Genomic DNA, 26,620 nt, shown 5'->3' on the forward strand with positions numbered 1-26,620 from the left:
CCTCCACACCTACAACCACCACCGCTGCCACACCGCACTCGACGGACACCCACCGATCAGCCGCGTGAACAACGCTTCAGGTCAATACACCTAGGAGACCAGGGGCGCCGGCTCGCGGCGTCCGGCGCCCCTGGCCTCGCCCAGCGCCAGGCCCGCGACGGCGCCGAGCATCAGCAGCGTGCCGGCCAGGGTGGCCACCGTGAGGCGCTCGCCGAGCAGCGCGACGGCGAGCACGGCGGCGGTCACCGGCTCCAGCAGCATGATCACGGAGACGGTCGCGGACCGGACGACGGCGGCGCCCGCGAAGTACAGCGCGTAGGCGAGGGCGGTGGGCACGGACGCGATGTACGCGATCAGGACCAGCAGCCGCACCGGGTGCCCGGTGTGCGGCAGCAGCCCCTCGCCCAGCGCGAAGGGCAGCAGGAACAGGGTGGTGACGGCGAAGGCGCCGATGGTGGTGCCGGAGGCGTCGGCCGCGCCGTCGCGCCCCCAGCGGCGGGTCAGCAGTGTCATGCCGCTGTAGCCGGCCGCCGACGCCAGCGCGTACAGCACCCCGAGCGGCCGGACGGTCGTGGCGGAGCCGCCGAGGGTGAGCACCGCCAGGCCGGTGAGGGCGCCGGCGGCCGCGAGGGCGCCGCCGGCGCCGAGCCGCTCCCCCAGGGTGAGCCGGGCGCCGAGGGCGATCAGCACGGGGCCCGCGCCCAGCGTGACGACCGTGGCCACGGCGAGCCCGGTCGATCCCACGGCCGCGAAGTAGGCGGTCTGGAACACGGCCAGCCCGATACCGGTGGCGGCGGCCTTCGCGGCCCTGCGGCGCAGCGGTTCGGACGCGGCCGCCCGGGTCCGGCCCCGCAGCAGCCGGCCTGCCACCAGCAGCGCGAGTCCGACGGCGCAGCGCCAGAAGGAGAGGGTGCAGGCACCCATCTCGCTGGTCCGGTAGACCAGCGAGGCGGCCGCACCCGCGGTGCCCCAGGTGGCACCGGTGACGATCAGGTAGAGCAGGCCGCGCCCGACGGACAGGCCTGAAACGGCGTTCGACACGAGGATTCTCTCCGCAGAAGCGCACCGGAGTGCGGAAGTTCGAAGGCGACCCGGCTCAGCGGGGCGCGCGGACTCCGTCTGCGGGCGGCGGCGTCCCGCCCGGCGCCGCGCACCGGGCGTTCGTCGCTGTGGCCCGCCTCAGGCGGCGGGCGGCGAGAGGACGAGCGCGTCGGACGTCATGCCCAGCACCCTAGGCAGCCGTTCCGCGTGCCGACAACTCGCGTTCGGCGCCCCCGCCCGCGGCCACCGGCTCCGCCGCGCCCTTGGCGGGCGCGGAGGACTGGGCGATGTACGCGCCGAGGAGGACCACGGCGCCGCCGACGATCTGCGGCGCGGACAGGTGCTCGCCGAGCAGCACCCAGGCCAGCACGGTCGCGATGACCGCTTCGAGGCACGCGACGACTCCGGCGACCTGCGGGGACAGGCGGCGCACGGACAGCACGCCGGTGATGTACGCGACGACCGTGGCGACGAGGACGATCCAGGCCAGCAGGGCGACGGCCGGGACGGTGGTGCCGTTCATCCGCGCGGAGCCGGTCAGCACCGACCAGTCCATGGTCCACGGGCGGGCCACGGCGGTCAGCACGAGGGCGCCGACGAGCAGGCCGTAGGCGATGACGCCGAGCGGGTCGGGCGCCCGCTCGCCCGCCTCGCTGCCCTGGTCGGACAGGACGAAGTAGCCGACCTGGCAGCAGGCGGCACCGAGCGCGAGCAGCAGGCCGAACGCGTCGAAGCTCAGTCCCGACCAGACCTCCACCACACAGGCGAGACCGCCGGCCGCGAGGACCACGCCGAGCGCGGCGGCGCGGGTCACCGGCCGCCGCTGCACGAACCGCACCCAGCCGAGCACGAGCGCGGGGGCCAGGTACTCGACGAGCAGCGCCACGCCGACCGGGATGCGGGAGAGCGCGGCGAAGTAGCAGGCCTGGACGCCGGCCACGGCCAGCAGCCCGAAGCCGGCGAGCAGCGCGGGGCGGCGGAGCACCAGCGCGCGGTGCCGTACGGCGAGCGGCAGCATGACCACGGCGGCGCCCGCCACCCGCAGCCACACCACGTGGAGCGGGTCGAGTCCCGCCTCGATCAGCGGCTTCGCCGCGACTCCGGACCCGCCGAAGGCCAGCGCGGACAGAAGCGCGAGACCGAGCCCGACGCCTCTGCCGTGGACGGCCGGGCTGCTTGCAGATATAGGCACCGGCACATGATGACAGGCGTTGACATGAGCGTCACCCCCGTTGACACCTGTCTCAGGGGATGGACGGTGTCACGGCCGGACGTCCGCCGCGCGGCCGTCGAGCCGGTCACCCAGCTCGCGGGTGCGGACGCCGGCGCGCTCGAGGACCTCGACCGCCCGGGACCGCGGGTCCACGACGAGTCCGGCGAGCAGGTCGGTGCCGCCGGTCCGGGTCGCACCGCGACGCCGGGCGCGCCGGCGGGCCTCCTCCAGGGCGACGGCCGCGACGGGCGACCACTGACCGGTGTCGCCGTGCGGACCACCGCCCGCCCGCTCACCGCCTTGCGGGGCGGGGCCGGGGACACCGGCGAGCGCGCCGGAGCCCTCCACGGTGTTCTGCCAGCGCAGCCCGTAGCCGATGCTGCGCTGCACGAGATAGCCGAGCAGCCGCGCGAGCCGCGGGGCCCCGCCTACGGCGGCCCGGACCTCGGGGTCATGCTCCAGGAGCGAGTGCAGCAGGTGGGCGGTGTCGATCTGGCGGTCCCCGTCGCGGACCGCCCGGCGGCGGGCACCGGCGACCACCGCCGCCAGCTCGGCACCGAGCCCGGCATCGTCGTCCGTGTGCGGGACTCCCTGCTCGGGGATGCTCCAGCGGGCTGTACGGGGATGCACACCCTTACCCCATCAGTCCCGGGCGGCCCGGTCATCCACGGCGGGAACCATCTTCGCGTCCCGCACGGAGTGGACATCGCCCGCCGGGATCTCATCCTCAAGGAGGAGATCAGGCCGTCGACGCACGGGCGCCCCGCGGGGGTTCCGCGGGGCGCCCGTGCGCCGTACGGCTCAGTCCTCGTCGGCGAGGATGAGGTACAGCTTCTTCCGCGCGTCGGTGACGACGGCCAGCGCTTTCTCGCGCTGCTCCTTGGTCCCGGTGTTCCAGACCTGCCCGAAGGCCTGCATCAGCCCCATGCCGGCCTGCCGGATCTCGCCGAGGGCCTCCCAGTCGACCCCGCGCGAGGCCTCCTCCCAGGGAGCCTCCGGGCCGTCCCCGGCGGCCGTGCGGCCGCTGTCGGTCAGGGCGAACAGCTTCTTGCCGCCCTCGCTCTCACTGACGATCAGGCCCTCGTCCTCCAGCAGCTGGAGGGTGGGGTAGACCGAGCCGGGGCTGGGCTTCCAGGCGCCGCCGCTGCGCTCGGCGATCTCCTGGATCATCTCGTAGCCGTGCATGGGCCGCTCCTTGAGCAGGGCCAGGATCGAGGCGCGCACATCACCGCGCCGCGCCCGCCCCCTGGGTCCCCCGCGTCCTCGCGGCCCCCACGGTCCTGGTCCGAAGCCGGGTCCTCCGGGCCCCCAGCCCGGTCCACCCGGACCGAAGGGCCCGAAGGCGGCCCGGCGCCCCTCGAAACCGCCGAATCCGCCCCGGCCGTGCCGGCCCGGGCCGTCCTGACGATGTCCACGCTCGAATCCGTGGCTGCGCATCGCGATCACTCCATTCCATCGTTGATCTGTCACGTTCGCATCGCGTTCTTACGCGATACCTCAACGATATATCGGAACCGATCGGGTGACAAGGCTCTCTCGCACCCGTCCGAAAGCGCAGGCTCCCTGGACCCGCCGACCGCGCCGCCCGGCCGAAATCGGTCCAGGACCCGCGGATTGGCCTTGGTCACCGGTCTGCCGCGGCCCTAGCGTCTGCGCCATGCGCATCCGAATCGTCGACGCCTTCACCGACCGCCCCTTCGGCGGAAACCCGGCCGGAGTCCTGCTCCTGGACGACGTCTTCCCGGACGACGGCCGGCTCCAGGACATCGCCACGGAGGTGAACCACGCCGAGACCGCGTTCGCGCACCGGCTGCCCCCGGGCGGCGACGCGGACTGGGCGCTGCGCTGGTTCACGCCCGTCGCCGAGGTCGCGATGTGCGGGCACGCCACGCTCGCCACCGCGCACGTCCTGCACACCACCGGCGCCCACTCGGGGCCGGTCCGGTTCGCCACCCGCAGCGGTGTCCTCGTCACGACGCCGGGCCCGGACGGCTGGATCACCATGGACTTCCCGACCGCCCCGCTCACCGCGGTGGAGATCCCGGACGGCGTCGGCAGGGCGCTGGGCGCCGACCCGCTCGCCGCCTACGACACCGGGCCCGACGTGGGCGACCTGCTGGTCGAACTGGCCGACGAGCGGACGGTGCTCGGACTCACCCCCGACCTCAGGGCCCTGACGGCTCACTCCTCGCGGGGCGTCATCGCCACCGCCCGCGCCGACGACCCGTCCCTCGGCCACGACTTCGTCTCGCGCTGCTTCTTCCCGAACGTCGGCATCGACGAGGACGCGGTCACCGGCAGCGCCCACACCGCGCTGGCCCCGTACTGGTCGGCCCGGCTCGGCCGGGACGACCTCACGGGGCTGCAGGCCTCCCGCCGCTCCGGACTGGTCCGCACCGGCCTGCGGGGCGACCGCACACTGCTGAGAGGCCGCGCGGTCACCGTCATCGAGGGCGAACTGCTCGCCTGACCGGCCGGGGCCGGCACACGAACCGCTCCGGCCCGGCCGGGCCCGGCCGTCCTCAGGCCGTCGGCAGCCAGTCCACCTTGCCGGCGAGCAGGGCGTATCCCACGAACGCGCCGATGTCGAGCAGGGAGTGGGCGACGACCAGCGGCCCGACCCGGCCCCAGCGGCGGTAGAGCCAGACGAACACCACGCCCATCACCATGTTGCCGACGAAACCGCCGATGCCCTGGTAGAGGTGGTACGAGCCGCGCAGCACCGCGCTGGCCACCAGCGCGGACCCCGCCGTCCAGCCGAGCTGCCCCAGCCTGCGCAGCAGGTAGCCGACGACGATGACCTCCTCGAGGATCGCGTTCTGCACCGCGGACAGGATGAGCACGGGGTACTTCCACCACACCTCGGGCAGTGCCTCGGGCACCACGGTGAGGTTGAAGCCGAGGCCCCGGGCGGCGAGGTAGAAGGCGATCCCGGTGCTGCCGATCACCGCCGCGACGCCCGCGCCCCGGCCGAGGTCCGGCCAGGGGCGGGTGCGGTCGAAGCCCAGCGTGCGCAGGCTCTCGCCCTCGCGCATCAGCAGGTGGGCGACCAGGGCCACGGGCACCAGCGCGGAGGCGATGCCGAAGAGCTGCCAGGCGAGGTCGAGCCAGGGGCGCCCGGGCGCGGCGGACGCGTTGAGGGTGGCCGCCTGGTCCTTGAGCCCGCCCGGTTTCGTGACCGACCCGACGAAGCTGATCAGCGCGGAGACGCCGCTCGCGCCGAGCGAGAGCGCCAGCACGAGCAGTGTCTCGTCCCGGAGAACGCGCCGCGGGAAACGCCCGCGCGCGAGGCCCTCGGCCGCCGGGTCCGCCTCCACGTGCACTCCTGTCGTCGCTTCCGGCCGTGCGAGCTCACAGCATGCCGGATCGCTTCCTGGAGCGCTTACCCGGGCCCGCCTCGCCGGCGGGCCCGGACCGCCGCGTCCCTCCTCAGCCGAGCGGCACCGGCTCCGGGAGCCCCACGGGCCAGGTGTGCACCGGCTCGCCCACGTGCATCAGCTCGGCGTAGCGGCGTGTCGTCGCGGCCAGCGCGGCGCCGCGGCCGAGACCCTGCTCCAGGGCCCGGTGGAAGGTGGCCGCCTGCCAGGCCGCCCCGTTGACCCGTCGACGGCAGCGCTCCTCGATGACACCCAGGTAGAGGTCGCGGTCGGCCGCCTCCACGCCCCAGGCGTCGAGTCCGGCCGCGGCGAGCGGCAGCAGTTCGTCCCGGACCAGGGTGACGGCGTCGACCTCGCCCGTGCCGCCGTAGCGGCCTCGGCGCGGCCACACGAAGCGGGCGTCGATGCCGTCCCGGCAGGCCGCGTCGAAGTTGGCCTCGGCCGCCTCGAACGGCAGCCGGGTCCACACCGGGCGCGGCTCCTCGGCGAGGGCCCGCACCAGGCCGTAGTAGAAGGCCGCGTTGGCGATCACGTCGGTGATGGTCGGCCCGGCCGGCAGTACCCGGTTCTCCACCCGCAGGTGCGGCACGCCGTCCGCGATGTCGTAGACGGGCCGGTTCCAGCGGTACACCGTGCCGTTGTGCAGCACCAGTTCGGCGAGCTTCGGTATGCCGCCGGCGTCGAGGACCTTCAGCGGGTCCTCGTCGTCGCAGATCGGCAGCAGCGCCGGGAAGTAGCGCAGGTTCTCCTCGAACAGCTCGCGGGCGGAGGAGATCCACCGTTCGCCGAACCAGGTACGCGGCCGTACGCCCTGCGCCTGGAGTTCCGGCGGGCGGGTGTCGGTGGCCTGCAGGAACAGCGGCGGCCTGGACTCGCGCCACAGTTCGCGGCCGAACAGGAACGGCGAGTTGGCGCCGACGGCGATCTGCGCCGCGGACGCGACCTGCGCGGCGTTCCACACGTCGGCGAAGCGGGCCGGGGTGACCTGGAGGTGGAGCTGGACGGAGGTGCAGGCGGCCTCGGGGGCGATGGACTTCGAGGTGCAGCGCAGGTGCTCCACGCCGTCGATGTCGAGCTGGAAGTCCTCGCCGCGCGCCGCCACGATCTGGTCGTTGAGCAGGGTGTAGCGGTCGACCTCGGAGAGGTTGGAGGAGACCAGGTCGTCACGGTCCAGCGTGGGCAGGATCCCGATCATCACGATACCGGCGTCCACCTCGCCGGCTTTACGGTCGGCGTACGCCAGCGAGGTGCGCAGTTCCTCGGCGAGCCGGTCGAATACCCGGCCGCCCAGCCGGTGCGGGGCGATGTTCACCTCGAGGTTGAACATCGCGAGTTCCGTTTGGAAATCGCGGCTCGCGATGCGCTCCAGTACCTGTCCGTTCAACATTTTCGGCATGCCGTCGCGGCCGGCGAGATTCAATTCGATCTCGACGCCCATGAGGTTCTTGGCGCGGTCGAACCTCTTCTCGTCCAGCAGCCGCTCCAGTCCCGTCAGGCACTTCTGAAGCTTTTCGCGGTAGCGCTGGCGATCGGACAGGTCGAACTGCCCTGCCACGACCTTCTCCCCCATCTGGGTTTCCCTCCTCGGATGGGCGGGCCGCAGACCGGCCGCCGGGTTCCCGGGTCTGGATGATGCCCAGCGGAAGCGATCGATAACGTCCCGCGCGGGCCCGGCGCCCGCTACTCTGTCGGAATGTTCCCGGCGGCACATTCACGCGGCATGCCGCATCACGCACGTTCGTGTGCCCCGATCGTCTCGTGAAAAACGCCGACGACAATCGGCCGACCGCGATCGTGGCGTATTGCGAGGTCAGCGGGGCACTCCGGGCACGAAAACCGGGATGTTCGCGTACGAATCAGCGGCTGAATGACGCCTTGCCGGGTCGGCCGGAATGCGGTAGACGAAACATCGTCTGAACACCCGTCGTATAAACTTCGCGAACAAGGCCTAAGGTTGGTGCCCGCGGTCCCGGTTTCTGTCGTGTTCCTGCCGTCGATTCAGCGGCGGGCCACAGCCGCACCCTCGTTCATCGAACCGGGCCCCACCTCTCAGGCCACCACGTGAGCTGACAGCGCCGTCCGCCCCACCCTCCTCGCGCCGCCGCGCCTGTCGAACGAGAGGCGACCCACCATGCCCCTGCACGCGCCCGCCGCACCCGCGCCCGCACTGCGTTCCGTTCTCACGGCCCTCGGTTCCCCCACCGCGGTCCGCGAGGCCCGAACTCCCTCCCTGCGCGCCGCACAGGGACCCACGACGCCCGAACTCCCGCTTCCGGTGCACGTGCTGGACCGGATCACCGCCCAGGGCCTGTCCGCCACGAGGCCGGCCGGCTGGCGCTTCGTGATCCGCTGCGGCGATCGCGCGGTGGCCGCCGCCGACACCATGCTGACCCCGGACGGCTGGGCCTTCTCGCACTTCTTCGAGGGCCCCTGGATCGCCTCCACCGAACGCGCCCTGCAGCAGGCCGAGGCGCTGACTCAGCCGTACCAGCCGCGCCTGCTGTCCGTGCCCGGTCTGTACATGCTCACCCTGTGGCTGCACGGCGACATCACCGCCGACGCCTCCGAGGGGCATCCGGCCGCCACCGACCTGCTCGTGCCCCTGGCCCCGGCGCCACCCGGCATCCCGGCCCACCGGCCGCACCGCGTCGCCGAGTTGCTCCCGGTGCTGACCCATCGGGCGACTCCCGTACCGCTGCTCGGTTCCATCCCTGCCTGAACGAGGCGCGCGTACCCCGTTCCCCGGAAGGGAAGCGGGGTACGACTGTTTTTCCGGCAACCGGTCGCTCGTACGAGCAATTCACCGCTCCTACGAGCCGGAAAAGGATCTCCACCGACCGGACTAGCCCTATCCGGCCCCCCAGAACCACCCGAAGTGACAGTGCAGTTGGAATGAACCGTCCGCACGGGTGACGCGTCATGAACCTGTGAGAAGCGGTGCTACGAAATCCCTGCGGATTGACGCCCAGAGGGCAACACTGGGTTCCGACCGACTTATTCACCACGGGGGACGGACATGACCACCACAGAGCGAGAGATCCCATCCATGTGCCAGCACCAGCCACCGTGTCCGCAAGCCGAGTCCGCCGACCGGGAGTCCGCCCGCCTCGTGGCGCACCACCCGGAGCAGGGCTGGAGTCTGCTCTGCAACGGCGTCCTGCTCTTCGAGGACACCGGTGAGCTTCTGCCCGACGGCCGCGTCATCGCCCCGCACCGCCCGCTCGGTGCGGACCAGGTGATGACCGCCGCCTAGGCGAGCGCTCCGGGCGGCTCCGCCGCGCCGCCCGGCGATCCGAGGGGCCGGCCGCACACATACGGTGCGCACCGGCCCCGACCCGTGTTCCAGCCCGGCTACGTCAGGTGACGGCCCGCTGCCGCAGCGCTTCCAGCAGCGCGGAGCAGGCGGGCTTGGGCGTCAGCCGCTCGTCCCAGGGCAGGGCCGCGCCCTCTCCGCGGAAGAAGGCCGGGATCCGCGAGGGCGCCGGCGAGTCCGAGGCGCTTCCTGCGCATGGTGCGACTCCTGTCTGTCGGGGTGGGGGGCCACGGCTCAGCCTTTGGTGGCGCCCGCGGTCAGACCGCCGACGAGCTGGCGTTCGGCGGCCGAGTAGAAGGCGAGGGCGGGGACCATCGCGAGCACGAGGTACGCGAAGACGCGGGCGTACTCGGCCGAGTACTGGCCCTGGAACTGCTGGACGCCCACGGGGAGCGTCCACCAGGTGCCGTCGGTGAACACCAGCAGCGGCAGGAGGAAGTTGTTCCAGCTCGTGACGACCGCGAGGACCGAGACGGTGCCGAGCGCGGGCCGGGCCATGGGGAGCAGCACCCGCCAGAAGAACCCGAAGGCGCTGCAGCCGTCCAGGGTGGCCGCCTCCTCCAGCTCTCCGGGGATCTGCCGGAAGAAGCCGCGCAGGATGATGATCGTCATCGGCAGTCCGAAGGCGGCCTGCGGGAGGATCACGCCGAGCGGGTTGTCCAGCAGGCCGAGGGAGCGCAGCAGCAGGAACAGCGGCAGGGCGGCGACCGCGAACGGGAACATCAGCCCCAGGGTGAACAGGGTGAACAGCAACTCCCGCCCCCGGAAGGCGAACCGGGCGAAGGAGAAGGCCGCGAGCGCGGACACCGCGACCACCAGCACGGTCGTCGCCACGGCGATCAGCGTGCTGTTGCCGAGGAGCCGCCAGAAGTCGCCGGAGCGCAGGATGCCGGTGTAGTTGCCGGTCAGCCACCGGTCGGGCACCCCGAACGGGTTGCGGGACAGCTCGTCGGTGGACTTGAAGCCCGAGAGGACCGCGTACAGCAGCGGGACGACCATCACCGCGCCGACCACGACGAGGATCACGTGCAGTGGAAGTGTGCGTACGGTCCGGCGGGTCACGTGCCGGCTCCCCTCATCGTCGTCGTGGCCCCCTGGAGATCGCGGCGGAGCACGAACCGCTGGTAGGCGAGGGCGAAGACGAGGCAGATGCCGAACATGACCACGCTGATCGCGCTGGCGTAGCCGACCTGGTAGCGCTTGAAGCCGTACTGGAACATGGTCACGGCCATCGTCTCGGAGTGGTGGTCGGGGCCGCCCTGGGTGACGACCCACACCAGGTCGAAGAGCTGGATCGACCCGATGACGGACAGGAAGACGCTGATGCGCAGGGTGGGCGCGAGCAGCGGCAGGGTGACGTTGCGGAAGCGCTGCCAGGGCCCGGCGCCGTCGATCAGCGCCGCCTCGTTCAACTCGGCCGGGACCGACTGGAGTCCGGCCAGGTACAGCATCATGTGGAAGCCGAAGTACTTCCAGGTCATGACGAGGAAGATCGTGGCCATGACGTAGGAGGGATCGGCGAACCACTCACCGCCCAGCCCGTCGAGGCCGACGACGCCGAGGACGTGGTCGACGAGTCCGTCGTCGGGGGCGAAGATCATGCCGAACAGCACACCGGTGATGGCCTCGGACAGGACGTACGGCGCGAAGAACAGCATCCGGTACACCGCCCGGCCGCGCAGCCGCTGGTTGAGCAGCACCGCCATGGCGAGGGCGAAGGGCAGTTGCAGGGCGAGCGAGAGCACGACCAGGACCAGGCAGCGCCACAGGTCGCCCAGGAAGACCGGGTCCTGGAAGAGGCGGCTGAAGTTGTCCGCGCCCGTGTAGTCGGTGGGCATGCCGAACCCGCCCCAGCGGAAGAAGGCGGCGTACAGCGCGAACAGCATCGGCAGCAGCACCAGTCCGATGAAGAGCACCAGCGCGGGGAGCTGGAAGCCGACCGCGGTGAGCCAGTTCAGCGCGCGCCGCCGCGTCCGCCCGCGGACCGCGCTCGCGGCCGGGGGCGGACGGTCGACGGCCGGGCCGCTCCGCCGGTCGGGGAGATAGGTGGAGGTCATCGGCGGCTACTGCTCTTCCTTGGCCGTCTTGGTGATGGACTGCGCGACCTGCTCGGGCGACTTGGACCCGGCGATCAGCGCGGCGACGCTGTCGTTGACCTCCTGCCCGACGGCGGGCGCGTAGGCCTGGTCGAGGTAGAGCTGGAATCCGGTGGTGGCCTTCAACTGCGTCTGTACGGCCATGAGGTTGGCGTCGGTGAGCGCGCTCTCGGCGGCCGGGACGACCGGCAGCACCCCGGTTTTCCTGACCAGTTCACGGTCGGTGGTCTCGCTGGCGAAGAACTTCAGGAAGTCCACGGCGGCCTGCGGGGCGCCCTTGCGCAGCGCGTGCCCGCCGCCTCCGCCGAACACCTCGGTGATCTTCCCCTTGCCGCCCTCGACCTCGGGGAACGGGAAGAATCCGAGGTCCGCGCCGAGCCCCTTGCCCGCGTCCGCCTCCACGACCGGGGCCCACTGGCCCATGAGTTCCATCGCGGCCTTGCCGTTGCCGACGGTGGCCGCCTGTCCGCTCGGGGTGGAGTAGGCGGCTCCGAGGAAGCCTTTCTGGAACGGCTGGAGGGACACCAGTTCCTCGAGGTGCCGGCCCGCGTCGACGAAGTCGGCGCCGGTGAAGTCCTTGCTGTCGCCCGCCTTCTGCAGTGCCCCGGCACCCGCGGTGCGCATCGACAGGTACGCCCAGTAGTACATCCCGGGCCACTTCTCCTTGCCGGCGAGGGCGATCGGGGTGACACCGGCGGACTTCAGCTTCCGCACGGCGTCGAGGAAGCCGCTCCAGGTGGTGGGGGGCGCGGCGATCCCGGCCTTCCCGAAGAGCGCCTTGTTGTACCAGAACCCGATCATGCCGATGTCGAACGGGATGCCGTACACCTTGTCGTCCAGCAGGTAGGGCTGCCCGGCGACCGGCAGCAGTCCGTCGGCCCACGCCTTGGTGCCGTCGGTGAGGTCCTCGACCAGACCGGCGTCGACCTGCTGCTGGAGCACACCGCCGCCCCAGGTGTGGAAGATGTCCGGCAGCTTCCCCGAAGCGGTCAGCGCGGTCATCTTCGACTTGTAGGCGTCGTTCTCGAGCTGGACGATCTTCACCTTGACCTTGGGGTTCTGGGCCTCGAATTTTCTGGCGAGGCCGGCCCAGATGGTCTTGGTCGGCTCGGTGGTCGAGATGTTCCACCACTCGATCGTGGTCGTCCCCGAGGACGACCCTCCGTCCGAGTCGCCGCCGCAGCCGCTGAGTGCGGTCACCCCGAGGCCGGCGGCGACAGAGGCCGCCAGGAAGCCGCGGCGGGACAGTGCGGGGTCGCCCATCATGCGCTCCTTCGAAACTTTCGGAAGTGCTTCGGAGAGGTACCAGACGCGAAAAAGCCAGGCACACCGCAAGCGTTCATCGCACTCGGCAACTCCGGCGGCCCGAAACATTCGGATCAATTCCCGAACGTTCCGATCCGCGACTCTAGAAAGGCACGTGAAGAGCGTCAAGGTGTTGCGCACCGACCGACGGGCTCGTAGGAGAACCGGTCGAGGCCGCACGCCCCTCGGTGACGTACATGCCGAGGACACGACCGGTGAACCCGCCCGCCACTGCGGTGGACGGACAGCGGCCGTCGGGTTCGGCCGGCCGGACGGCCCATTCGGAAGTTCCGGCGGAGCAGGCGATGCTGTCGGGGCCGCGCGTTACGGGTCGCCCGGATGTCCATGCCCGGAGGCACGGGATGCCCCGGTGGCCGCGAGCTTCAGCCACCCGGGCCACCCGGGCCGCTCGGCCCCAGGGGCCCTCCGGGCGTTCGGCGGGGACGAGAAAGGTGCCCCCGGCGCCGACGGCGGTCGTGACGACGTGGAAGAGGAGTCGTCGCCCGCCCGGCAGACGCTCGGGTCCGGGTGGAAGCCGAGGATGACCGGGTCGTCGTACGTCCGCATCCACGCCTCACGGAATCCGGATGGCGGTGCGAAAGTTTCGAACCTGGCGCCGAATTTCACTGAGGCGGGCTTGCCCATAGAACCCGTACGGCTGGTCCCGTCGCGCGGTCGGGAGTGGGATGGAAGGGAGGCCCTGCACGCGGACCCGGCCGGGCGAGCCGGAGCCCGCGGCGATCCGTGAGGAACGGTGGAGTCATGTCCGGTTACGACACCTCGGCGGCGGCCCGCGTGGTGGTCGGCGTGAGCGGCTCCCTGGGCAGCGTCACGGCCCTGCGCCGGGCGGCCGCGCTGGCCCGCGGACTGAGAGCCGAACTATGGCCGGTGCTCGCCTGGGAGCCGCCCGGGGGCGACGCCACCGCGCGCCGCTCCCCCGCCGCCGCCCTGCTGGTGGAGGAGTGGCAGCGGCTGGCCAAGCAGCGGCTGGCCTCGGTGCTCGGCGAGATCTTCGGCGAGGAGGGGCCGGGGGTGCCGATGCGCGCGGTCATCGTGCGCGGCACCCCGGGCAGGGCGCTGGTGGCGACCGCCGACCGCGAGAGCGACCTGCTGGTGGTGGGCGCCGGCCGGCGGGGCCTGCAGCGGGCCTTCTCGGGCCGCGTCTGCCGGCACTGTGTCACCCATGCCCGCTGCCCGGTACTGGCGGTGCCTCCGTCGCCGCTCGCGTCGGAGCTGGTGGCCGTCCACCGGCGCAACGCGTGGCACCGGCGCATGGACACCAGGGATCTGTGAGGCCGGCTCACCCCTCACTGCGGCTGCGGATCCTCCTGCGCGGGAGCAGCATGGAGGGGTCGCACGAGATGACGCTGGGTGCCCGCCGCCCCCTGGTCCGCGGCCACCCCTCCCCTACCACCCCATACCCCTCCATCGGCCTCCGGCCTCCGCCTCTTGATGCTTCGCCCCCTCCCGCCGGTCCAGTCTTAACGCAAGATTGACGCCCTCCGCTCCTCGATCCAGGGGCCACGACGTCACTCTCTGCTTACGCTAGAGCCGCCGTCCGCGTGATGGCCGGAAACCACTGAGCCGCACACCTGGAGCACGCCGATGGCCACGACCGAGCACCCTCCTCCCAGTCGCCTGCGCGCCTGGATGCTGGAGGGGCTGTCCGACATGGGCAAGCACGGCGGCCACACCGGGCCCCACGCCGTCCCCGAGGCTCCGCACCGCGGTCAGCGCTGGTGGCGGGTGATGTGCCTGACGGGTGTCGACTACTTCTCGACCCTCGGCTACCAGCCGGGCATCGCCGCCCTCGCGGCGGGCCTGCTGTCACCGATCGCGACGATCGTGCTGGTGATCGTGACCCTGGCCGGCGCCCTGCCGGTGTACCGGCGGGTGGCCGAGGAGAGCCCGCACGGCGAGGGTTCCATCGCCATGCTGGAACGACTGCTGTCGTTCTGGAAGGGCAAGCTGTTCGTGCTGACCCTGCTGGGTTTCGCGGCCACCGACTTCCTGATCACCATCACCCTGTCCGCCGCCGACGCCTCCACCCACCTGGTCGAGAACCCGCACCTGAACAGCACGCTCCAGGGCCACCAGATGGTGATCACGCTGTTCCTGGTCGCCCTGCTCGGCGCGGTGTTCCTCAAGGGCTTCCTGGAGGCCATCGGCGTCGCCGTCGCCCTGGTCGGCATCTACCTCGGGCTCAACCTGGTCGTCGTGGTCGACGGACTCTGGCACGTCCTCACCGCCGAGCACGTGGTGGCCGACTGGAGCAGTGCTCTGACCGCGGAGCACGGCAACGTGTTCGTGATGATCGGCGTCGCCCTGATCGTCTTCCCCAAGCTCGCGCTGGGTCTGTCGGGCTTCGAGACCGGTGTGGCCGTCATGCCGCATGTCCAGGGCGAGCCGGGTGACACCGAGGAGCGGCCGGCCGGCCGGATCCGGGACACCAAGAAGCTGCTGACCACGGCGGCCCTGATCATGAGCTGCTTCCTGATCGCCACCAGCTTCATCACCACGCTGCTGATCCCGGAGAACGAGTTCGAGCCCGGCGGCCAGGCCAACGGCCGCGCCCTCGCGTACCTGGCGCACGAGTACCTGGGCGGAGCCTTCGGCACGGTCTACGACATCTCGACGATCGCGATCCTGTGGTTCGCGGGCGCGTCCGCGATGGCCGGACTGCTCAACCTGATGCCGCGCTATCTGCCCCGGTACGGCATGGCCCCGCACTGGGCCCGGGCGGTGCGCCCGATGGTCATCGTCTTCACCCTCGTCGCCTTCCTGGTCACCTGGATCTTCGACGCCAACGTGGACAAGCAGGGCGGCGCCTACGCCACCGGCGTGCTGGTGCTGATCAGCTCCGCCGCGATCGCGGTGACCATCGCCGCGCGCAGGGCAGGGCAGCACCGCTGGAGCATCGCCTTCGCGGTCATCTCGGTGGTGTTCCTCTACACGACCGTCGTGAACGTCATCGAACGCCCGGACGGTGTGAAGATCGGCGCCTGCTTCATCGCCGGCATCATCCTCGTCTCCTTCCTGTCCCGGCTGGCCCGCGCCTTCGAGCTGCGCGTGACGAGCGTGGCGATGGACCCGATGGCGGAGCGCTTCGTCAGGGACATGGCCAGCCGCAAGATGCGGTTCATCGCGAACCAGCCCGACGGCCGGGACAAGGCCGAGTACCGCGCCAAGGTCGAGCAGATCCGGGCCGACAACGACATGCCGGAACAGGAGGACTTCGTCTTCGTCGAGGTGACCGTCACCGACCCCTCCGAGTTCGAGGCGGGCCTGACCGTGCGCGGCGAGGTCCTGCACAACCGCTACCGCGTCCTGACCGTGGAGTCCTCCTCCATCCCCAACGCCCTCGCCGCGCTCCTCCTGCACATACGCGACGTCACCGGCTGCACCCCGCACATCTACTTCGAGTGGACCGAGGGCAACCCGTTCGCGAACTTCCTGCGGTTCTTCCTCTTCGGACAGGGCGAGGTCGCCCCCGTCACCCGCGAGGTCCTGCGCGAGGCGGAGCCGGACCGCACGCGACGCCCGCGCGTGCACACGGGCTGAGGGGCACCGCCGGCGGTGCCGGGAAGGCCCCGGGGCCGCCATGCCCCACCACCGCTTCAGGCGCCCCTGCCGGGGCCACCGTCACACAATGAAGCCATATCGCGTTGTACCCAACGGCCAACCCCATGTCCTTGGTTCCCCGGTGATGGCCCTATCGTGACCGGCATGCAGTCCTACACCATCGGCCAGGCCGCGCGGCTGCTCGGCGTGAGCCCGGACACCGCCCGTCGCTGGGCGGACGCCGGCCGGGTGGCGACCCATCGCGACGAGGCCGGGCGGCGGCTCATCGACGGCAAGGACCTCGCCGCGTTCTCGGTCGAACTGGCCGGATCGGGCGGCGGCGAGGAGGACGCGCCCTACACCTCCGTCCGCAACGCCTTCCCCGGCATCGTCACCGCCATCAAGCTCGGCGACGTCGCCGCCCAGGTGGAGATCCAGGCGGGCCCCCACCGGCTGGTGTCGCTGCTGACCCGGGAGGCTGTGGAGGAACTGGGCCTGGAAGTGGGGGTGGAGGCCACCGCGCGCGTGAAGTCCACCAACGTGCACATCGACCGGGTCTGACCGGTCCCCACCGCGGGCGCCCGGCCCCTCGCCGTCACCCGGTGTGCGCGTGACCGGCCCGAGCCGGCCTCGGCCTGCCGCAGTCGTATCCCCCGTCGACCCTGATCGCCGTGATGCCGCTGACGTGCCGGGCCCCGCAGCGGTCCTGCGGCAGCACCAACTGGGGGCCGGCCGCGTCCAGCGGCATGCCGTCGATCGTGACCGCGAGCAGCACGGCCGCCCCGGCGAAGTCGGGGTCGATCTCCGCCCAGGACAGCACGGCGTGGTGACCGTCCTTCCCGGTGACGGCGATCAGGAAGCGCAGCCTGTCCTTGCGCCGGACCGGGTCGAACGCCGGACCGGCGTCGGCCAGGACGTCGTACAGGCGCGGGCCGCCGAACCGGTGGCGCTGGACGCCGCTGGTGGCGCATTCGAAGCTGACCGCCACGCGGTGCTGCGGCAGGCCGAGCAGATCCGGCACGGTCAGCCTGCCGGGGCGCGACAGATCACCGGTCAGGGCGAGTTCCGCGAGCGTCACCTGCGACCACCTCCCGGATGACGGTACCCGGCCGCCACCCCCGTACAAACGCACATGCCAGTCCATCAGCGAAACCGTCTCGCTCATGCGATGAGACAGCAGACTTACACCTGGCAGATGCGGCAGTATCATCGGCGCACGGCCGGTCCGCGGCCGTGGCAGGGCGCGACAGTTCGTTCGAGGACTCGAGGAGTAGATCCGTGATGACCCGTTCCGTGCGCCGGACCCGGCGGATGCTGCAGCTGGCCGGTGCGGGAGCCGCCGCCCTGATATCGCTCAGCGCCTGCTCCTCGTCCTCCGACGACTCGCCGGCCGGCTCGTCGGACACCTCGGGCTCCGCGTCCCCGAAGCTGTCCGGCTCGGTCACCGTGTTCGCCGCGGCCTCCCTGAAGGAGAGCTTCACGACCCTGGGCGAGGAGTTCGAGAAGCAGCACCCCGGAACCAGGGTCAGCTTCAACTTCGGTGGCAGCGACACGCTCGCCGCGAGCATCACCAGCGGAGCGCCGGCCGATGTGTTCGCCGCCGCCAGCCCCAAGACCATGGCGATCGTGACGGACAGGAAGGACGCCGTGGGCACCCCGGCGACCTTCGTCCGCAACCGGCTGGAGATCGCCACCCTGCCCGGCAACCCCGGCAAGGTGTCCTCCCTCAAGGACCTCACCGAGTCCGGTCTCAAGGTCGTGCTGTGCGACCGGACGGTGCCGTGCGGCGCCGCCGCCCAGAAGGCCCTGGACGCGGGCGGGCTCAAGCTGACCCCGGTCTCCTACGAGCAGGACGTCAGGAGCGCCCTGACCAAGGTGGAGCTGAAGGAGGCCGACGCCGCCGTGGTCTACCGGACCGATGTGAAGGCGGCGGGTGACAAGGTGGAGGGCGTGGAGTTCCCCGAGTCGGCCAAGGCCGTCAACGACTACCCGATCGCCCTGCTGAGGAACGCGGACAACGCCCCGGCGGCCAAGGCGTTCATCGCGCTGGTGCGGTCCGCCGAGGGCCGGCGGGTCCTGGGCGGGGCGGGGTTCCTCGAGCCGTGACCTCGCCCGCCAAGCTCGGCAGCACGGCCGGCCCCCGTACGGGCGGGCCGCGGCGCCGACGCGCGCGCGGGGTACCGCTGCCGCTGCTGGTGCCCGGTGTCGTGGCCCTCGCGTTCCTGCTGCTGCCCCTTCTCGCGCTGCTGCTCCGCGCCCCCTGGGGCAGCCTGCCCGATCAGCTGACCAGCGCCGAGGTATGGCAGGCACTCCGGCTGTCCCTGGTCACCGCCACGGCGGCGACCGGGGTCAGTCTGGTGCTGGGCGTGCCGCTGGCCTGGCTGCTGGCGCGCACCGACTTTCCCGGCCGCCGTCTCGTGCGGGCCCTGGTCACCCTGCCGCTGGTCCTGCCCCCGGTGGTGGGCGGCGTGGCCCTGCTGCTCGCCCTCGGCCGCAACGGCGTGGTCGGCAAGTGGCTGGACGCGTGGTTCGGGATCACCCTGCCCTTCACCACCGCCGGGGTCGTGATCGCGGAGGCGTTCGTCGCGATGCCGTTCCTGGTCATCAGTGTCGAGGGCACCCTGCGCGCCGCCGACCCGCGCTTCGAGGAGGCGGCGGCCACGCTCGGCGCCTCGCGGTTCACCGCGTTCCGCCGGGTCACCCTGCCGCTGATCGCCCCCGGTGTCGCCGCCGGAGCGGTGCTGGCGTGGGCCCGCGCGCTCGGCGAGTTCGGGGCGACGATCACCTTCGCGGGCAATTTCCCCGGCCGTACCCAGACCATGCCGCTGGCCGTCTACCTGGCCCTGCAGAACGACCCGGAGGCGGCCATCTCCCTGAGCCTGGTCCTGCTGGCCGTGTCGATCGCGGTGCTGGCCGGACTGCGGGACCGATGGCTGACCGGGACCTGAGGGCACGATGGTGAGGGAGGACCGGATGAGGAAGGGAGGCGAGGCGGGCATGGCGGGCGAGTTGAGGACGGAGGCCGGCCCCGCGTGGGTGCCGACGGCGGACCCGGCCCCCGCGAGCAGGACCGGCGCCCCCGTCGAGGCCGGTCCGAGGACCGCCGGCGAGCAGGGGCTCGACGCCCACCTCGTCGTGGACCGGGACGGTTTCCGGCTCGACGTGGCGCTGACCGCGGCCCCGGGCGACGTCATCGCGCTGCTGGGCCCGAACGGCGCCGGCAAGAGCACCGCCCTGCGTGCCCTCGCGGGACTGCTCCCGCTCACCGGCGGCCACCTGCGGCTGGACGGCACCTCACTGGAGCGCACCCCGCCCGAGTCCCGCCCGGTCGGCGTCGTCTTCCAGGACTACCTCCTCTTCCCCCACCTTTCCGCGCTGGACAACGTTGCGTTCGGGCCGCGCTGCCAGGGCGCCGGCAAGGCCGAGGCGCGGGCGCAGGCGGCCGCCTGGCTGGACCGTATGGGACTCGCCGGGCACGCCTCGGCCAAGCCCCGCCGGCTGTCCGGCGGCCAGGCCCAGCGCGTCGCGCTCGCCCGCGCCCTGGCCACCCGGCCCCGGCTGCTGCTCCTGGACGAACCGCTCGCCGCGCTGGACGCGCGCACCCGGCTGGAGGTCCGCGCCCGGCTCCGCCGCCATCTCGCCGAGTTCGAGGCCGTCGCCGTTCTGGTCACGCACGACCCGCTGGACGCCATGGTGCTCGCGGACCGGCTGGTGGTCGTCGAGCACGGCCACGTCGTGCAGCACGGCACCCCCTCGGAGATCGCCCGCAGGCCGCGCACCGACTACATCGCCCGGCTGGTCGGCCTCAACCTCTACCGCGGACAGGCCGGGGGGCACACCGTGCGGCTCGACGCGGGCCCCTCGGTGACGACCACGGAGGACCTGTCCGGTCCCGTCTTCGTGGCCTTCCCGCCCGCCGCCGTCACCCTCTTCCGGGACCGGCCCACCGGTGCCAGCGCCCGCAACCTGTGGCGCTGCGAGGTCGCGGGGCTGGAGACGCACGGCGACCAGATCCGCGCCGATCTCAGCGGCGAGCTCCCCCTCGCCGCCGACCTCACCACGGTCGCCGCCGCCGAGCTGGACCTGCATCCCGGTGCATCGGTCTGGGCGACAGTGAAGGCGACGCAGACCCACGCATACCCGGCCTGACCGGCCGGGCGCCCTACGGTGGGTGCTCATGACACTGAGCATCCGCAACCAGCTCCCCGGCAGCGTGACCGAGATCCACCATGGCGAGGTCATGGCGATCGTCAAGGTGCGGCTGGACGGCGGCCAGGAGCTGACGGCCGCCATCACCCTGGAGGCCGCCGAGCAACTCGGTCTCGCCCCCGGCACCGCCGTCCGCGCCCTGGTGAAGTCGACCGAGGTCTCCCTGTCGACCAGCGGGATCGAGGGGCTGTCGATCCGCAACCAGCTCCCCGGTGCGATCACCCGTCTCACCCGGGGCGAGGTCATGGCCTCCGTGAAGGTGTCCGTGGCCGGCGGTGAGCTGACCGCGGTGATCACCAGGGACGCGGCCGAGGACCTCGGCCTCTTCGTGGGTTCCGACGTGGTCGCCCTGATCAAGGCGACCGAGGTGTCGCTGGACACGGCCTGAAAGGCGCGCGGACCGGTGTGCACCGCCCGGAGGCCGGGGGCGCGCAGACGTGGGAGCCCCGCCCGGACCACGGGCGGGGCTCCCACGTACGGCTCGCTCAGTCCTCGTACGCGTCCAGCGGCGGGCAGGAGCACACCAGGTTGCGGTCACCGAAGGCCTGGTCGATACGGCGCACCGGCGGCCAGTACTTGTCCGCGACCGCGACACCGCCCGGGAAGACGGCCTCCTCGCGGCTGTAGGCGTGGTCCCAGTCCGCGCCGAGCGCCCGCGCGGTGTGCGGCGCGTTGCGCAGCGGGTTGTCCTCCGCGGGCCACACGCCGGAGCCGACCTTCTCGATCTCCGCACGGATGGCGATCATCGCGTCGCAGAACCGGTCCAGCTCCGCGAGGTCCTCGGACTCGGTCGGCTCGATCATCAGGGTGCCGGCCACCGGGAAGGACATGGTCGGCGCGTGGAAGCCGTAGTCGATGAGCCGCTTGGCGACGTCGTCCACGCTCACGCCGGTCGCCTTGGTCAGCGGACGCAGGTCGATGATGCACTCGTGCGCCACCAGGCCGCCGGGGCCGTTGTAGAGCACCGGGTAGTGCGGCTCGAGGCGCTTGGCGACGTAGTTGGCGGAGAGCACGGCGACCTGGGTGGCGCGCTTGAGCCCCTCGCCGCCCATCAGGCGGACGTACGCCCACGAGATCGGCAGGATGCCCGCGCTCCCCCACGGCGCGGCGGAGATCGGGCCCACGCCGGTCTCGGGGCCGGCCGCCGGCTGCAGCGGGTGGTTCGGCAGGTACGGCGCCAGGTGCGAGCGGACTGCCACCGGGCCGACGCCGGGACCGCCGCCGCCGTGCGGGATGCAGAACGTCTTGTGCAGGTTCAGGTGCGAGACGTCGCCGCCGAAGTGACCCGGCTTGGCGAGGCCGACCAGGGCGTTCAGGTTGGCGCCGTCGACGTACACCTGGCCGCCGGCGTCGTGGACCTGGGCGCAGATGTCGGCGACGTGCTCCTCGAACACACCGTGCGTCGACGGGTAGGTGATCATCAGCACGGCCAGCTCGTCGCGGTGCTGCTCGATCTTCGCCCGCAGGTCGGCGACGTCGATCTCGCCGTCCTCGGCGGTCTTGACGACGACGACCTTCATGCCGGCCATCACCGCGCTGGCCGCGTTGGTGCCGTGCGCGGAGGACGGGATGAGGCAGACGGTGCGCTGATCGTCACCGTTGGCGCGGTGGTAGCCGCGCACGGCCAGCAGACCGGCCAGCTCGCCCTGCGAACCGGCGTTCGGCTGCAGTGAGACCTTGTCGTAGCCGGTGACCTCGGCGAGACGGTCCTCCAGCTCGCGGATGAGCGTGAGGTAGCCCTCGGCCTGCTCGGCGGGCGCGAAGGGGTGCATCTGGCCGAACTCGGGCCAGGTGACCGGCTCCATCTCGGTGGTCGCGTTGAGCTTCATGGTGCAGGAGCCCAGCGGGATCATGCCGCGGTCGAGCGCGTAGTCACGGTCGGCGAGCCGGCGCAGGTAGCGCAGCATCGCGGTCTCGGAGCGGTGCTCGTGGAAGACCGGGTGGGTGAGGTAGTCGTCGGTGCGCAGCAGGGCCTCGGGCAGGGCCTCGCCGGCCGCCGCGTCCAGCGCCTCGATGTCGCCGTCGACGCCGAAGGCGGCGAAGACGGCCTCCACCTGCGCCCGGTTGGTGGTCTCGTCGCAGGCGAGGGAGACGAGGTCGGCGTCGACGAGACGCAGGTTGACGCCGCCGGCCCGGGCGGCGGCCGTGACCTCGGCGGCCCTGCCGGGCACACGCGCGGTGAGGGTGTCGAAGTAGGCGCCGTGCACGATCTCGACACCGCCCGCCTTCAGGCCCTCGGCGAGGATCGTGGCGTAGCGGTGGGTGCGGCGGGCGATGGTCCGCAGCCCCTCGGGACCGTGGTAGACGGCGTACATGCCGGCCATCACGGCGAGCAGCACCTGGGCGGTGCAGATGTTGCTGGTGGCCTTCTCGCGGCGGATGTGCTGCTCGCGGGTCTGCAGCGCGAGGCGGTAGGCCTTGTGCCCGTCGGCGTCGACGGACACGCCGACGAGACGGCCGGGCAGGCTGCGCGCGAACTTCTCGTGCACCGCCATGTAGCCCGCGTGCGGCCCGCCGAAGCCCATCGGCACGCCGAAGCGCTGGGTGGTGCCGACGGCGATGTCCGCGCCCAGCTCACCCGGCGAGGTCAGCAGGGTGAGCGCGAGCAGGTCGGCCGCGACGGTGACGAGGGCGCCCAGCTCGTGCGCCTGGTCGATGAGCGGCTTGATGTCACGGACGGCACCGGAGGCGCCCGGGTACTGGACCAGCACGCCGTTGATCTCGCGCTCGGCGATCTCCGCCGGGATGCCGTCGGAGAGGTCGGCGACGACGACCTCGACACCGGTCGGCTCGGCGCGGGTCTCGATGACGGCGACGGTCTGCGGCAGGGCGTCCGCGTCGATCAGGAACAGGCCCTTCTTGTTCCTGCCCATGCGCCGGGACAGCGCCATGGCCTCGGCGGCCGCGGTGCCTTCGTCGAGCAGGGAGGCGCCCGACGTCGGCAGCCCGGTGAGCTCGGCGACCATGGTCTGGAAGTTCAGCAGGGCCTCGAGCCGTCCCTGGGAGATCTCCGGCTGGTACGGCGTGTAGGCCGTGTACCAGGCCGGGTTCTCCATGACGTTGCGCAGGACGACCGGCGGGGTGAAGGTGCCGTAGTAGCCGAGGCCGATCATGGAGCCGAGGACCTGGTTGCGGTCGGCGAGCGAGCGCAGCTCGGCGAGCACCTCGGCCTCGGTGCGGGCGCCCGGCAGGTCCAGGGCGTCGGCGTTCTTGATCACGTCCGGGACCGCGGCGGCGGTCAGTTCGTCGAGCGAGCCGTAGCCGACGTGCGCGAGCATCTTGGCCCGCGCCTCCTGGTCGGGCCCGATGTGGCGCTGCTCGAAGGGGATACCCGCTTCGAGCTCGGAGAGCGGGGTGCGATGGGCGGTCATTGCGGAGGCCTCCTGGTCTGACGCGACCTTCGAGGGGCACCCCGGTACGGATACCCCGACGGCCTCCCCCTCTGTCATCTCGACCTGAGAGCTTCACCGGCGGCCCGTGGGCGCCGGCTTTCACCGTCGGTGAGGGCGGACGCCGTCGACATCCGCCCTGCTTTCCAGAGTGACCTCGTCCGTGCGGTACGTGAGCCTGAGAGATTCCGGGGAGGATTTGCTCCTTCGGCGCCTCCGAGGGTGGTCGGAGGACTCTCCCGCACGGGGTCAGCAGCCGCTGTCAGCCTACCAGCGAGGTCAACGCCCGGGCCTTCGAGTGGCCGCCTCACTGATTGTGCTCTTTCGTAGTGCTTACGGATGAGTTGCGACCACGTGGAGGGAGAGGGACCGTGCAGACCGACATCGATCCGCGCAACCTGATCGGCCGCAAGGCGTTCGACCGCACCGGTACCAAGATCGGCACCATCGACGAGGTGTACCTCGACGACGCCACCGGTGTGCCGGAGTGGGCGGCCATACGCACCGGTCTCTTCTCCCGGGACGCCTTCGTCCCCCTGGAACCCAGCGAGATCGTCGAGGGCGCCCTGCGGGTCCCCTTCGACCGTGCGCTCATCAAGGACGCTCCCGACTTCGGCGTGGGCCGCCACCTCTCCCCCGAGCAGGAACTCCAGCTCTACCACCACTACGGCCTCGACGTGGCGGCGCCCTCCCCGCTCGCGGACCGCGACTTCGGCAAGCTGGCGGGCACCGAGGAACCCTGAGCCCGCTTCGCAGGCGACCCCGCGGGGCACACGGAACCCCGCGAGCGGCCAGGGCAGCCGCGTGCCGCGGTTGCCCCTACCGATCGGCGTCGACGGCACCCGGCGGGCGCGACGGCGGATCCGCGTCGGGCACCGGTGGCAGCGGAGCCGTATCCAGCACCAGCGGCAGCGGATCCGCCGGTTCCAGCGCGGGATCCTCGACGCCGAACGTCCGCACGCGCCCCGGCTCCGACTGAGGCGTCTCGAAACGCACGGTCACCCGGCCCAGGCCGCTCCCCTGCACCCAGCCGTGGCCCAGCTCGGCGTGGTGCACGTCCTGCCCGGCACGCCACTGCCGACCGACGGGCTCCGGCCGCTCCGGCACGGACTCGGCCACGGCCTCCTCCGGCACATGTGCCTCCGACGACGGCTGCGCCGCCTGGGCGAACAGGTCCTCCTGGGTGTAGTCGGCGAGCCCGGTGACTCCCACCCCGAGCAGCCGTACCCCGCCCGTGGTGTCCACGGAGTCCAGCAGCCGCTCCGCCGCCTCCCGGATCACCGCGGGGTCGTCCGTGGGCCCTCTGAGCGTCTCGGACCGGGTCAGCGTCGAGAAGTCGTACCTGCGGACCTTCAGCACGATGGTCCGCCCCGACAGCCCGGCCCCGCGCAGCCGGCCCACGCACCGCTCGGCGAGCCGCCGCACCTCGATGCCGACCCGCAGCCGGTCGTGGATGTCCACGTCGTAGGTGTCCTCCACCGACACCGACTTGGCCTCCCGCTCGGCGACCACGGGCCGGTCGTCGCGGGCCAGCGCCATCGCGTACAGCGCGTGGCCGTGCGCCTTGCCGAGCAGCCGTACGAGTTCGTCCTCGCCCGCCTCCGCCAACTCCTCGACCGTGGCGATCCCGGCCCGCCGCAGATGGTCCCCGGTCGCCGGGCCCACCCCGGGCAGGGTCCGCACCGGCATCGGCCCGAGCAGGGCCCGCTCGGTACCGGGTTCGACGAGGACGAGGCCGTCGGGCTTGGCCTCCTCCGAGGCGATCTTCGCGAGCATCTTGGAGGCGGCGAGTCCCACGGACCCGGTGAGCCCGGTGACCGCCCGTATGTCGGTGCGCAGCTTCGTCCCCACCCGGCGTGCCGACTCCGCGTCCCAGGCCGCCTCCCGGGCCTCGAGGTCGACGAAGGCCTCGTCCAGGCTCAGCGGCTCCACCAGCGGTGACAGCTCCCGCAGCAGCGCCATCACCTGGTCGCTCACCGACCGGTAGAGGCTGAAGCGGGGCACCAGGTACGCGGCGTTAGGCGCCAGCCGGCGCGCCTGGGCCATCGGCATCGCCGAGTGCACCCCGAACACCCGCGCCTCGTACGAGGCGGTGGCCACCACGCCACGCGGCCCGAGTCCGCCCACGACCACGGCCTTGCCCCGCAGGCTCGGCTTGGACGCCTGCTCCACCGAGGCGTAGAAGGCATCCATGTCGAGATGCAGGATCGTGGGCGCGTTTCTCACATGACCGATGCTGCACCACACCACTGACAACGCGGGTGCGCGGCCCGTCGGGTGCGGTGCGGCTCACCGGGGCGTGCTCAGACGGCCCGGTTGCGCCGCCGCGCCAGCTCGTCCGCGGGGTTGTGCCCGACCAGGGTCTCCCCCGTGTCGACACGCTCCCCGTGCAGCTGGGAGAGCGCGCTCTCCACGTCCCGCCAGACCACGCCCACGGCGATCCCGAAGATGCCCTGGCCGCCCTGGAGCAGGGCGTGAACCTCGTCCGGCGAGGTGCACTCGTACACCGTGGCACCGTCGCTCATCAGGGTCATGCGCTCCAGGTCCTGGAAACCGCGTTCCCGGAGGTGCTGCACGGTCGTGCGGATGTTCTGCAGCGACACCCCGGTGTCCAGGAACCGCTTGACGATCTTCAGGACGACCACGTCCCGGAAGCTGTAGAGGCGCTGGGTGCCCGACCCGTAGGCGGACCGCACGCTCGGCTCCACCAGTCCGGTGCGGGCCCAGTAGTCCAGTTGCCGGTAGGTGATGCCGGCGGCCGCACAGGCCGTGGGTCCCCGGTAGCCGATCTCCTCGGACGCCATGGCCGCCACCCCTTCGCCGTTCGGCACCGCCGCCGGCCGCTGTGGGGCGGGGTCGACCGCGCCGCCGGGATATGCGTACTGGCCGCTGGAACGCGGCCGGGAACTCGGGGGAGGGTACGGACCGCTCTCCCCGAAACCGCGTCCGGGGGCACCCCCAGCCGTACCGTCGCCGCTCGTTCTCACGCCGACCTCCGTCCTTGACCTGCCTTCTCGACGGTAGGCAGTCACCAGGGGTGCGTCAACGATCGCCACACTCGCCACGCCGGGTGATAATCACCCTAAGAGTGGTTTCCCGTGCCCCACCGCGGGGAA

Annotated in this window: 24 protein-coding genes and 1 riboswitch; of the genes, 11 read left to right on the plus strand and 13 right to left on the minus strand. The window is 72.0% G+C overall.

Annotated elements, in window-relative coordinates:
• Window positions 1-90 precede the first annotated feature (90 nt).
• From ACWCPN_RS34135 to ACWCPN_RS34150, 4 genes are all read right to left on the minus strand, one after another.
• A complete protein-coding gene (locus tag ACWCPN_RS34135) occupies window positions 91-1,041 on the minus strand; it encodes a DMT family transporter (protein WP_451214389.1) in 951 nt (316 codons plus the stop codon).
• Between the two features lie 190 nt (window positions 1,042-1,231).
• Window positions 1,232-2,239 (minus strand): EamA family transporter, encoded by a 1,008-nt coding sequence (locus ACWCPN_RS34140; RefSeq protein WP_199209714.1) that lies wholly within the window; start codon window positions 2,237-2,239, stop codon window positions 1,232-1,234.
• A gap of 63 nt (window positions 2,240-2,302) precedes the next feature.
• The gene (locus ACWCPN_RS34145) at window positions 2,303-2,884 is read right to left on the minus strand and encodes a Clp protease N-terminal domain-containing protein (protein ID WP_451214392.1); all 582 of its coding nucleotides are present in this window, start codon (window positions 2,882-2,884) and stop codon (window positions 2,303-2,305) included.
• A 171-nt stretch (window positions 2,885-3,055) separates the two neighbouring features.
• Complete coding sequence (locus ACWCPN_RS34150) at window positions 3,056-3,691, minus strand: PadR family transcriptional regulator (protein ID WP_451214394.1); 636 nt, start codon at window positions 3,689-3,691, stop codon at window positions 3,056-3,058.
• 220 nt (window positions 3,692-3,911) lie between these two features.
• On the opposite strand from ACWCPN_RS34150, the gene ACWCPN_RS34155 reads away from it, so the two are divergent.
• Complete coding sequence (locus ACWCPN_RS34155; protein ID WP_451214396.1) at window positions 3,912-4,724, plus strand: PhzF family phenazine biosynthesis protein; 813 nt, start codon at window positions 3,912-3,914, stop codon at window positions 4,722-4,724.
• Between the two features lie 52 nt (window positions 4,725-4,776).
• Here the strand turns inward: ACWCPN_RS34155 and ACWCPN_RS34160 are convergent, their stop codons facing one another.
• Both ACWCPN_RS34160 and ACWCPN_RS34165 read right to left on the minus strand, forming a co-directional pair.
• Window positions 4,777-5,577, minus strand: coding sequence for a CPBP family intramembrane glutamic endopeptidase (locus tag ACWCPN_RS34160; protein ID WP_451214398.1), 801 nt, complete (start codon window positions 5,575-5,577; stop codon window positions 4,777-4,779).
• A 106-nt stretch (window positions 5,578-5,683) separates the two neighbouring features.
• On the minus strand, window positions 5,684-7,201 hold the full coding sequence (locus ACWCPN_RS34165; protein WP_451214400.1) for a glutamate--cysteine ligase: 1,518 nt from the start codon (window positions 7,199-7,201) through the stop codon (window positions 5,684-5,686).
• Between the two features lie 561 nt (window positions 7,202-7,762).
• Between ACWCPN_RS34165 and ACWCPN_RS34170 the strand changes: the two genes are divergently transcribed.
• Both ACWCPN_RS34170 and ACWCPN_RS34175 read left to right on the plus strand, forming a co-directional pair.
• Window positions 7,763-8,350, plus strand: coding sequence for a hypothetical protein (locus tag ACWCPN_RS34170; protein ID WP_451214402.1), 588 nt, complete (start codon window positions 7,763-7,765; stop codon window positions 8,348-8,350).
• Between the two features lie 327 nt (window positions 8,351-8,677).
• Window positions 8,678-8,884: a DUF5999 family protein gene (locus ACWCPN_RS34175; protein ID WP_094214367.1), complete on the plus strand. Its 207-nt coding sequence runs from the start codon at window positions 8,678-8,680 to the stop codon at window positions 8,882-8,884.
• 294 nt (window positions 8,885-9,178) lie between these two features.
• On the opposite strand, the gene ACWCPN_RS34180 is transcribed toward ACWCPN_RS34175, so the two are convergent.
• The 3 genes from ACWCPN_RS34180 to ACWCPN_RS34190 are packed head-to-tail and all read right to left on the minus strand — an operon-like array spanning window position 9,179 to window position 12,303.
• The gene (locus ACWCPN_RS34180) at window positions 9,179-9,943 is read right to left on the minus strand and encodes a carbohydrate ABC transporter permease (RefSeq protein WP_451214431.1); all 765 of its coding nucleotides are present in this window, start codon (window positions 9,941-9,943) and stop codon (window positions 9,179-9,181) included.
• Window positions 9,944-10,002: 59 nt separating this feature from the next.
• A complete protein-coding gene (locus tag ACWCPN_RS34185; RefSeq protein WP_451214403.1) occupies window positions 10,003-11,001 on the minus strand; it encodes a carbohydrate ABC transporter permease in 999 nt (332 codons plus the stop codon).
• Window positions 11,002-11,007: 6 nt separating this feature from the next.
• Window positions 11,008-12,303 (minus strand): extracellular solute-binding protein, encoded by a 1,296-nt coding sequence (locus tag ACWCPN_RS34190; RefSeq protein ID WP_451214433.1) that lies wholly within the window; start codon window positions 12,301-12,303, stop codon window positions 11,008-11,010.
• 804 nt (window positions 12,304-13,107) lie between these two features.
• On the opposite strand from ACWCPN_RS34190, the gene ACWCPN_RS34195 reads away from it, so the two are divergent.
• The 3 genes from ACWCPN_RS34195 to ACWCPN_RS34205 all read left to right on the plus strand — a co-directional run bounded on the left by ACWCPN_RS34195 (window position 13,108) and on the right by ACWCPN_RS34205 (window position 16,467).
• Window positions 13,108-13,638, plus strand: coding sequence for a universal stress protein (locus ACWCPN_RS34195; protein WP_451214405.1), 531 nt, complete (start codon window positions 13,108-13,110; stop codon window positions 13,636-13,638).
• 312 nt (window positions 13,639-13,950) lie between these two features.
• Window positions 13,951-15,906 carry an amino acid transporter gene (locus ACWCPN_RS34200; RefSeq protein ID WP_451214407.1) on the plus strand — a complete coding sequence of 652 codons (1,956 nt, stop codon included), beginning with the start codon at window positions 13,951-13,953 and terminating at the stop codon, window positions 15,904-15,906.
• A gap of 165 nt (window positions 15,907-16,071) precedes the next feature.
• The gene (locus ACWCPN_RS34205; RefSeq protein WP_365130667.1) at window positions 16,072-16,467 is read left to right on the plus strand and encodes a TOBE domain-containing protein; all 396 of its coding nucleotides are present in this window, start codon (window positions 16,072-16,074) and stop codon (window positions 16,465-16,467) included.
• 34 nt (window positions 16,468-16,501) lie between these two features.
• Here the strand turns inward: ACWCPN_RS34205 and ACWCPN_RS34210 are convergent, their stop codons facing one another.
• Window positions 16,502-16,984: a molybdopterin-dependent oxidoreductase gene (locus ACWCPN_RS34210; RefSeq protein ID WP_451214409.1), complete on the minus strand. Its 483-nt coding sequence runs from the start codon at window positions 16,982-16,984 to the stop codon at window positions 16,502-16,504.
• Window positions 16,985-17,187: 203 nt separating this feature from the next.
• Here ACWCPN_RS34210 and modA point away from each other — a divergent pair, with 203 nt between their 5' ends.
• Genes modA through ACWCPN_RS34230 form a run of 4 tightly spaced genes read left to right on the plus strand, consistent with a single transcriptional unit; the run spans window position 17,188 to window position 20,503 of the window.
• Window positions 17,188-18,012, plus strand: coding sequence for a molybdate ABC transporter substrate-binding protein (gene modA / locus ACWCPN_RS34215; RefSeq protein ID WP_451214411.1), 825 nt, complete (start codon window positions 17,188-17,190; stop codon window positions 18,010-18,012).
• Window positions 18,009-18,854: an ABC transporter permease gene (locus tag ACWCPN_RS34220; RefSeq protein WP_451214413.1), complete on the plus strand. Its 846-nt coding sequence runs from the start codon at window positions 18,009-18,011 to the stop codon at window positions 18,852-18,854. Before modA ends, ACWCPN_RS34220 begins: the two co-directional genes overlap by 4 nt.
• A gap of 49 nt (window positions 18,855-18,903) precedes the next feature.
• The gene (locus ACWCPN_RS34225; RefSeq protein ID WP_451214435.1) at window positions 18,904-20,055 is read left to right on the plus strand and encodes an ABC transporter ATP-binding protein; all 1,152 of its coding nucleotides are present in this window, start codon (window positions 18,904-18,906) and stop codon (window positions 20,053-20,055) included.
• 28 nt (window positions 20,056-20,083) lie between these two features.
• Window positions 20,084-20,503, plus strand: coding sequence for a TOBE domain-containing protein (locus ACWCPN_RS34230; protein ID WP_365130660.1), 420 nt, complete (start codon window positions 20,084-20,086; stop codon window positions 20,501-20,503).
• 97 nt (window positions 20,504-20,600) lie between these two features.
• Here the strand turns inward: ACWCPN_RS34230 and gcvP are convergent, their stop codons facing one another.
• Window positions 20,601-23,486, minus strand: a complete 2,886-nt coding sequence (gene gcvP / locus ACWCPN_RS34235) for an aminomethyl-transferring glycine dehydrogenase (RefSeq protein WP_451214415.1) — start codon at window positions 23,484-23,486, stop codon at window positions 20,601-20,603.
• Between the two features lie 174 nt (window positions 23,487-23,660).
• Window positions 23,661-23,756: riboswitch (glycine riboswitch) on the minus strand.
• A 119-nt stretch (window positions 23,757-23,875) separates the two neighbouring features.
• On the opposite strand from gcvP, the gene ACWCPN_RS34240 reads away from it, so the two are divergent.
• The gene (locus ACWCPN_RS34240; protein WP_199209727.1) at window positions 23,876-24,247 is read left to right on the plus strand and encodes a PRC-barrel domain-containing protein; all 372 of its coding nucleotides are present in this window, start codon (window positions 23,876-23,878) and stop codon (window positions 24,245-24,247) included.
• A gap of 76 nt (window positions 24,248-24,323) precedes the next feature.
• Here ACWCPN_RS34240 and ACWCPN_RS34245 read toward each other — a convergent pair whose 3' ends face one another.
• Together ACWCPN_RS34245 and ACWCPN_RS34250 are read right to left on the minus strand one after the other, a co-directional pair.
• Entirely contained in the window at window positions 24,324-25,730 is a 1,407-nt protein-coding gene (locus tag ACWCPN_RS34245) for a DNA polymerase IV (RefSeq protein WP_451214418.1), read from the minus strand.
• Window positions 25,731-25,807: 77 nt separating this feature from the next.
• Window positions 25,808-26,491 carry a MerR family transcriptional regulator gene (locus ACWCPN_RS34250; protein WP_451214420.1) on the minus strand — a complete coding sequence of 228 codons (684 nt, stop codon included), beginning with the start codon at window positions 26,489-26,491 and terminating at the stop codon, window positions 25,808-25,810.
• Window positions 26,492-26,620 lie beyond the last annotated feature (129 nt).

Source organism: Streptomyces sp. NPDC002386 (genome assembly GCF_053593175.1).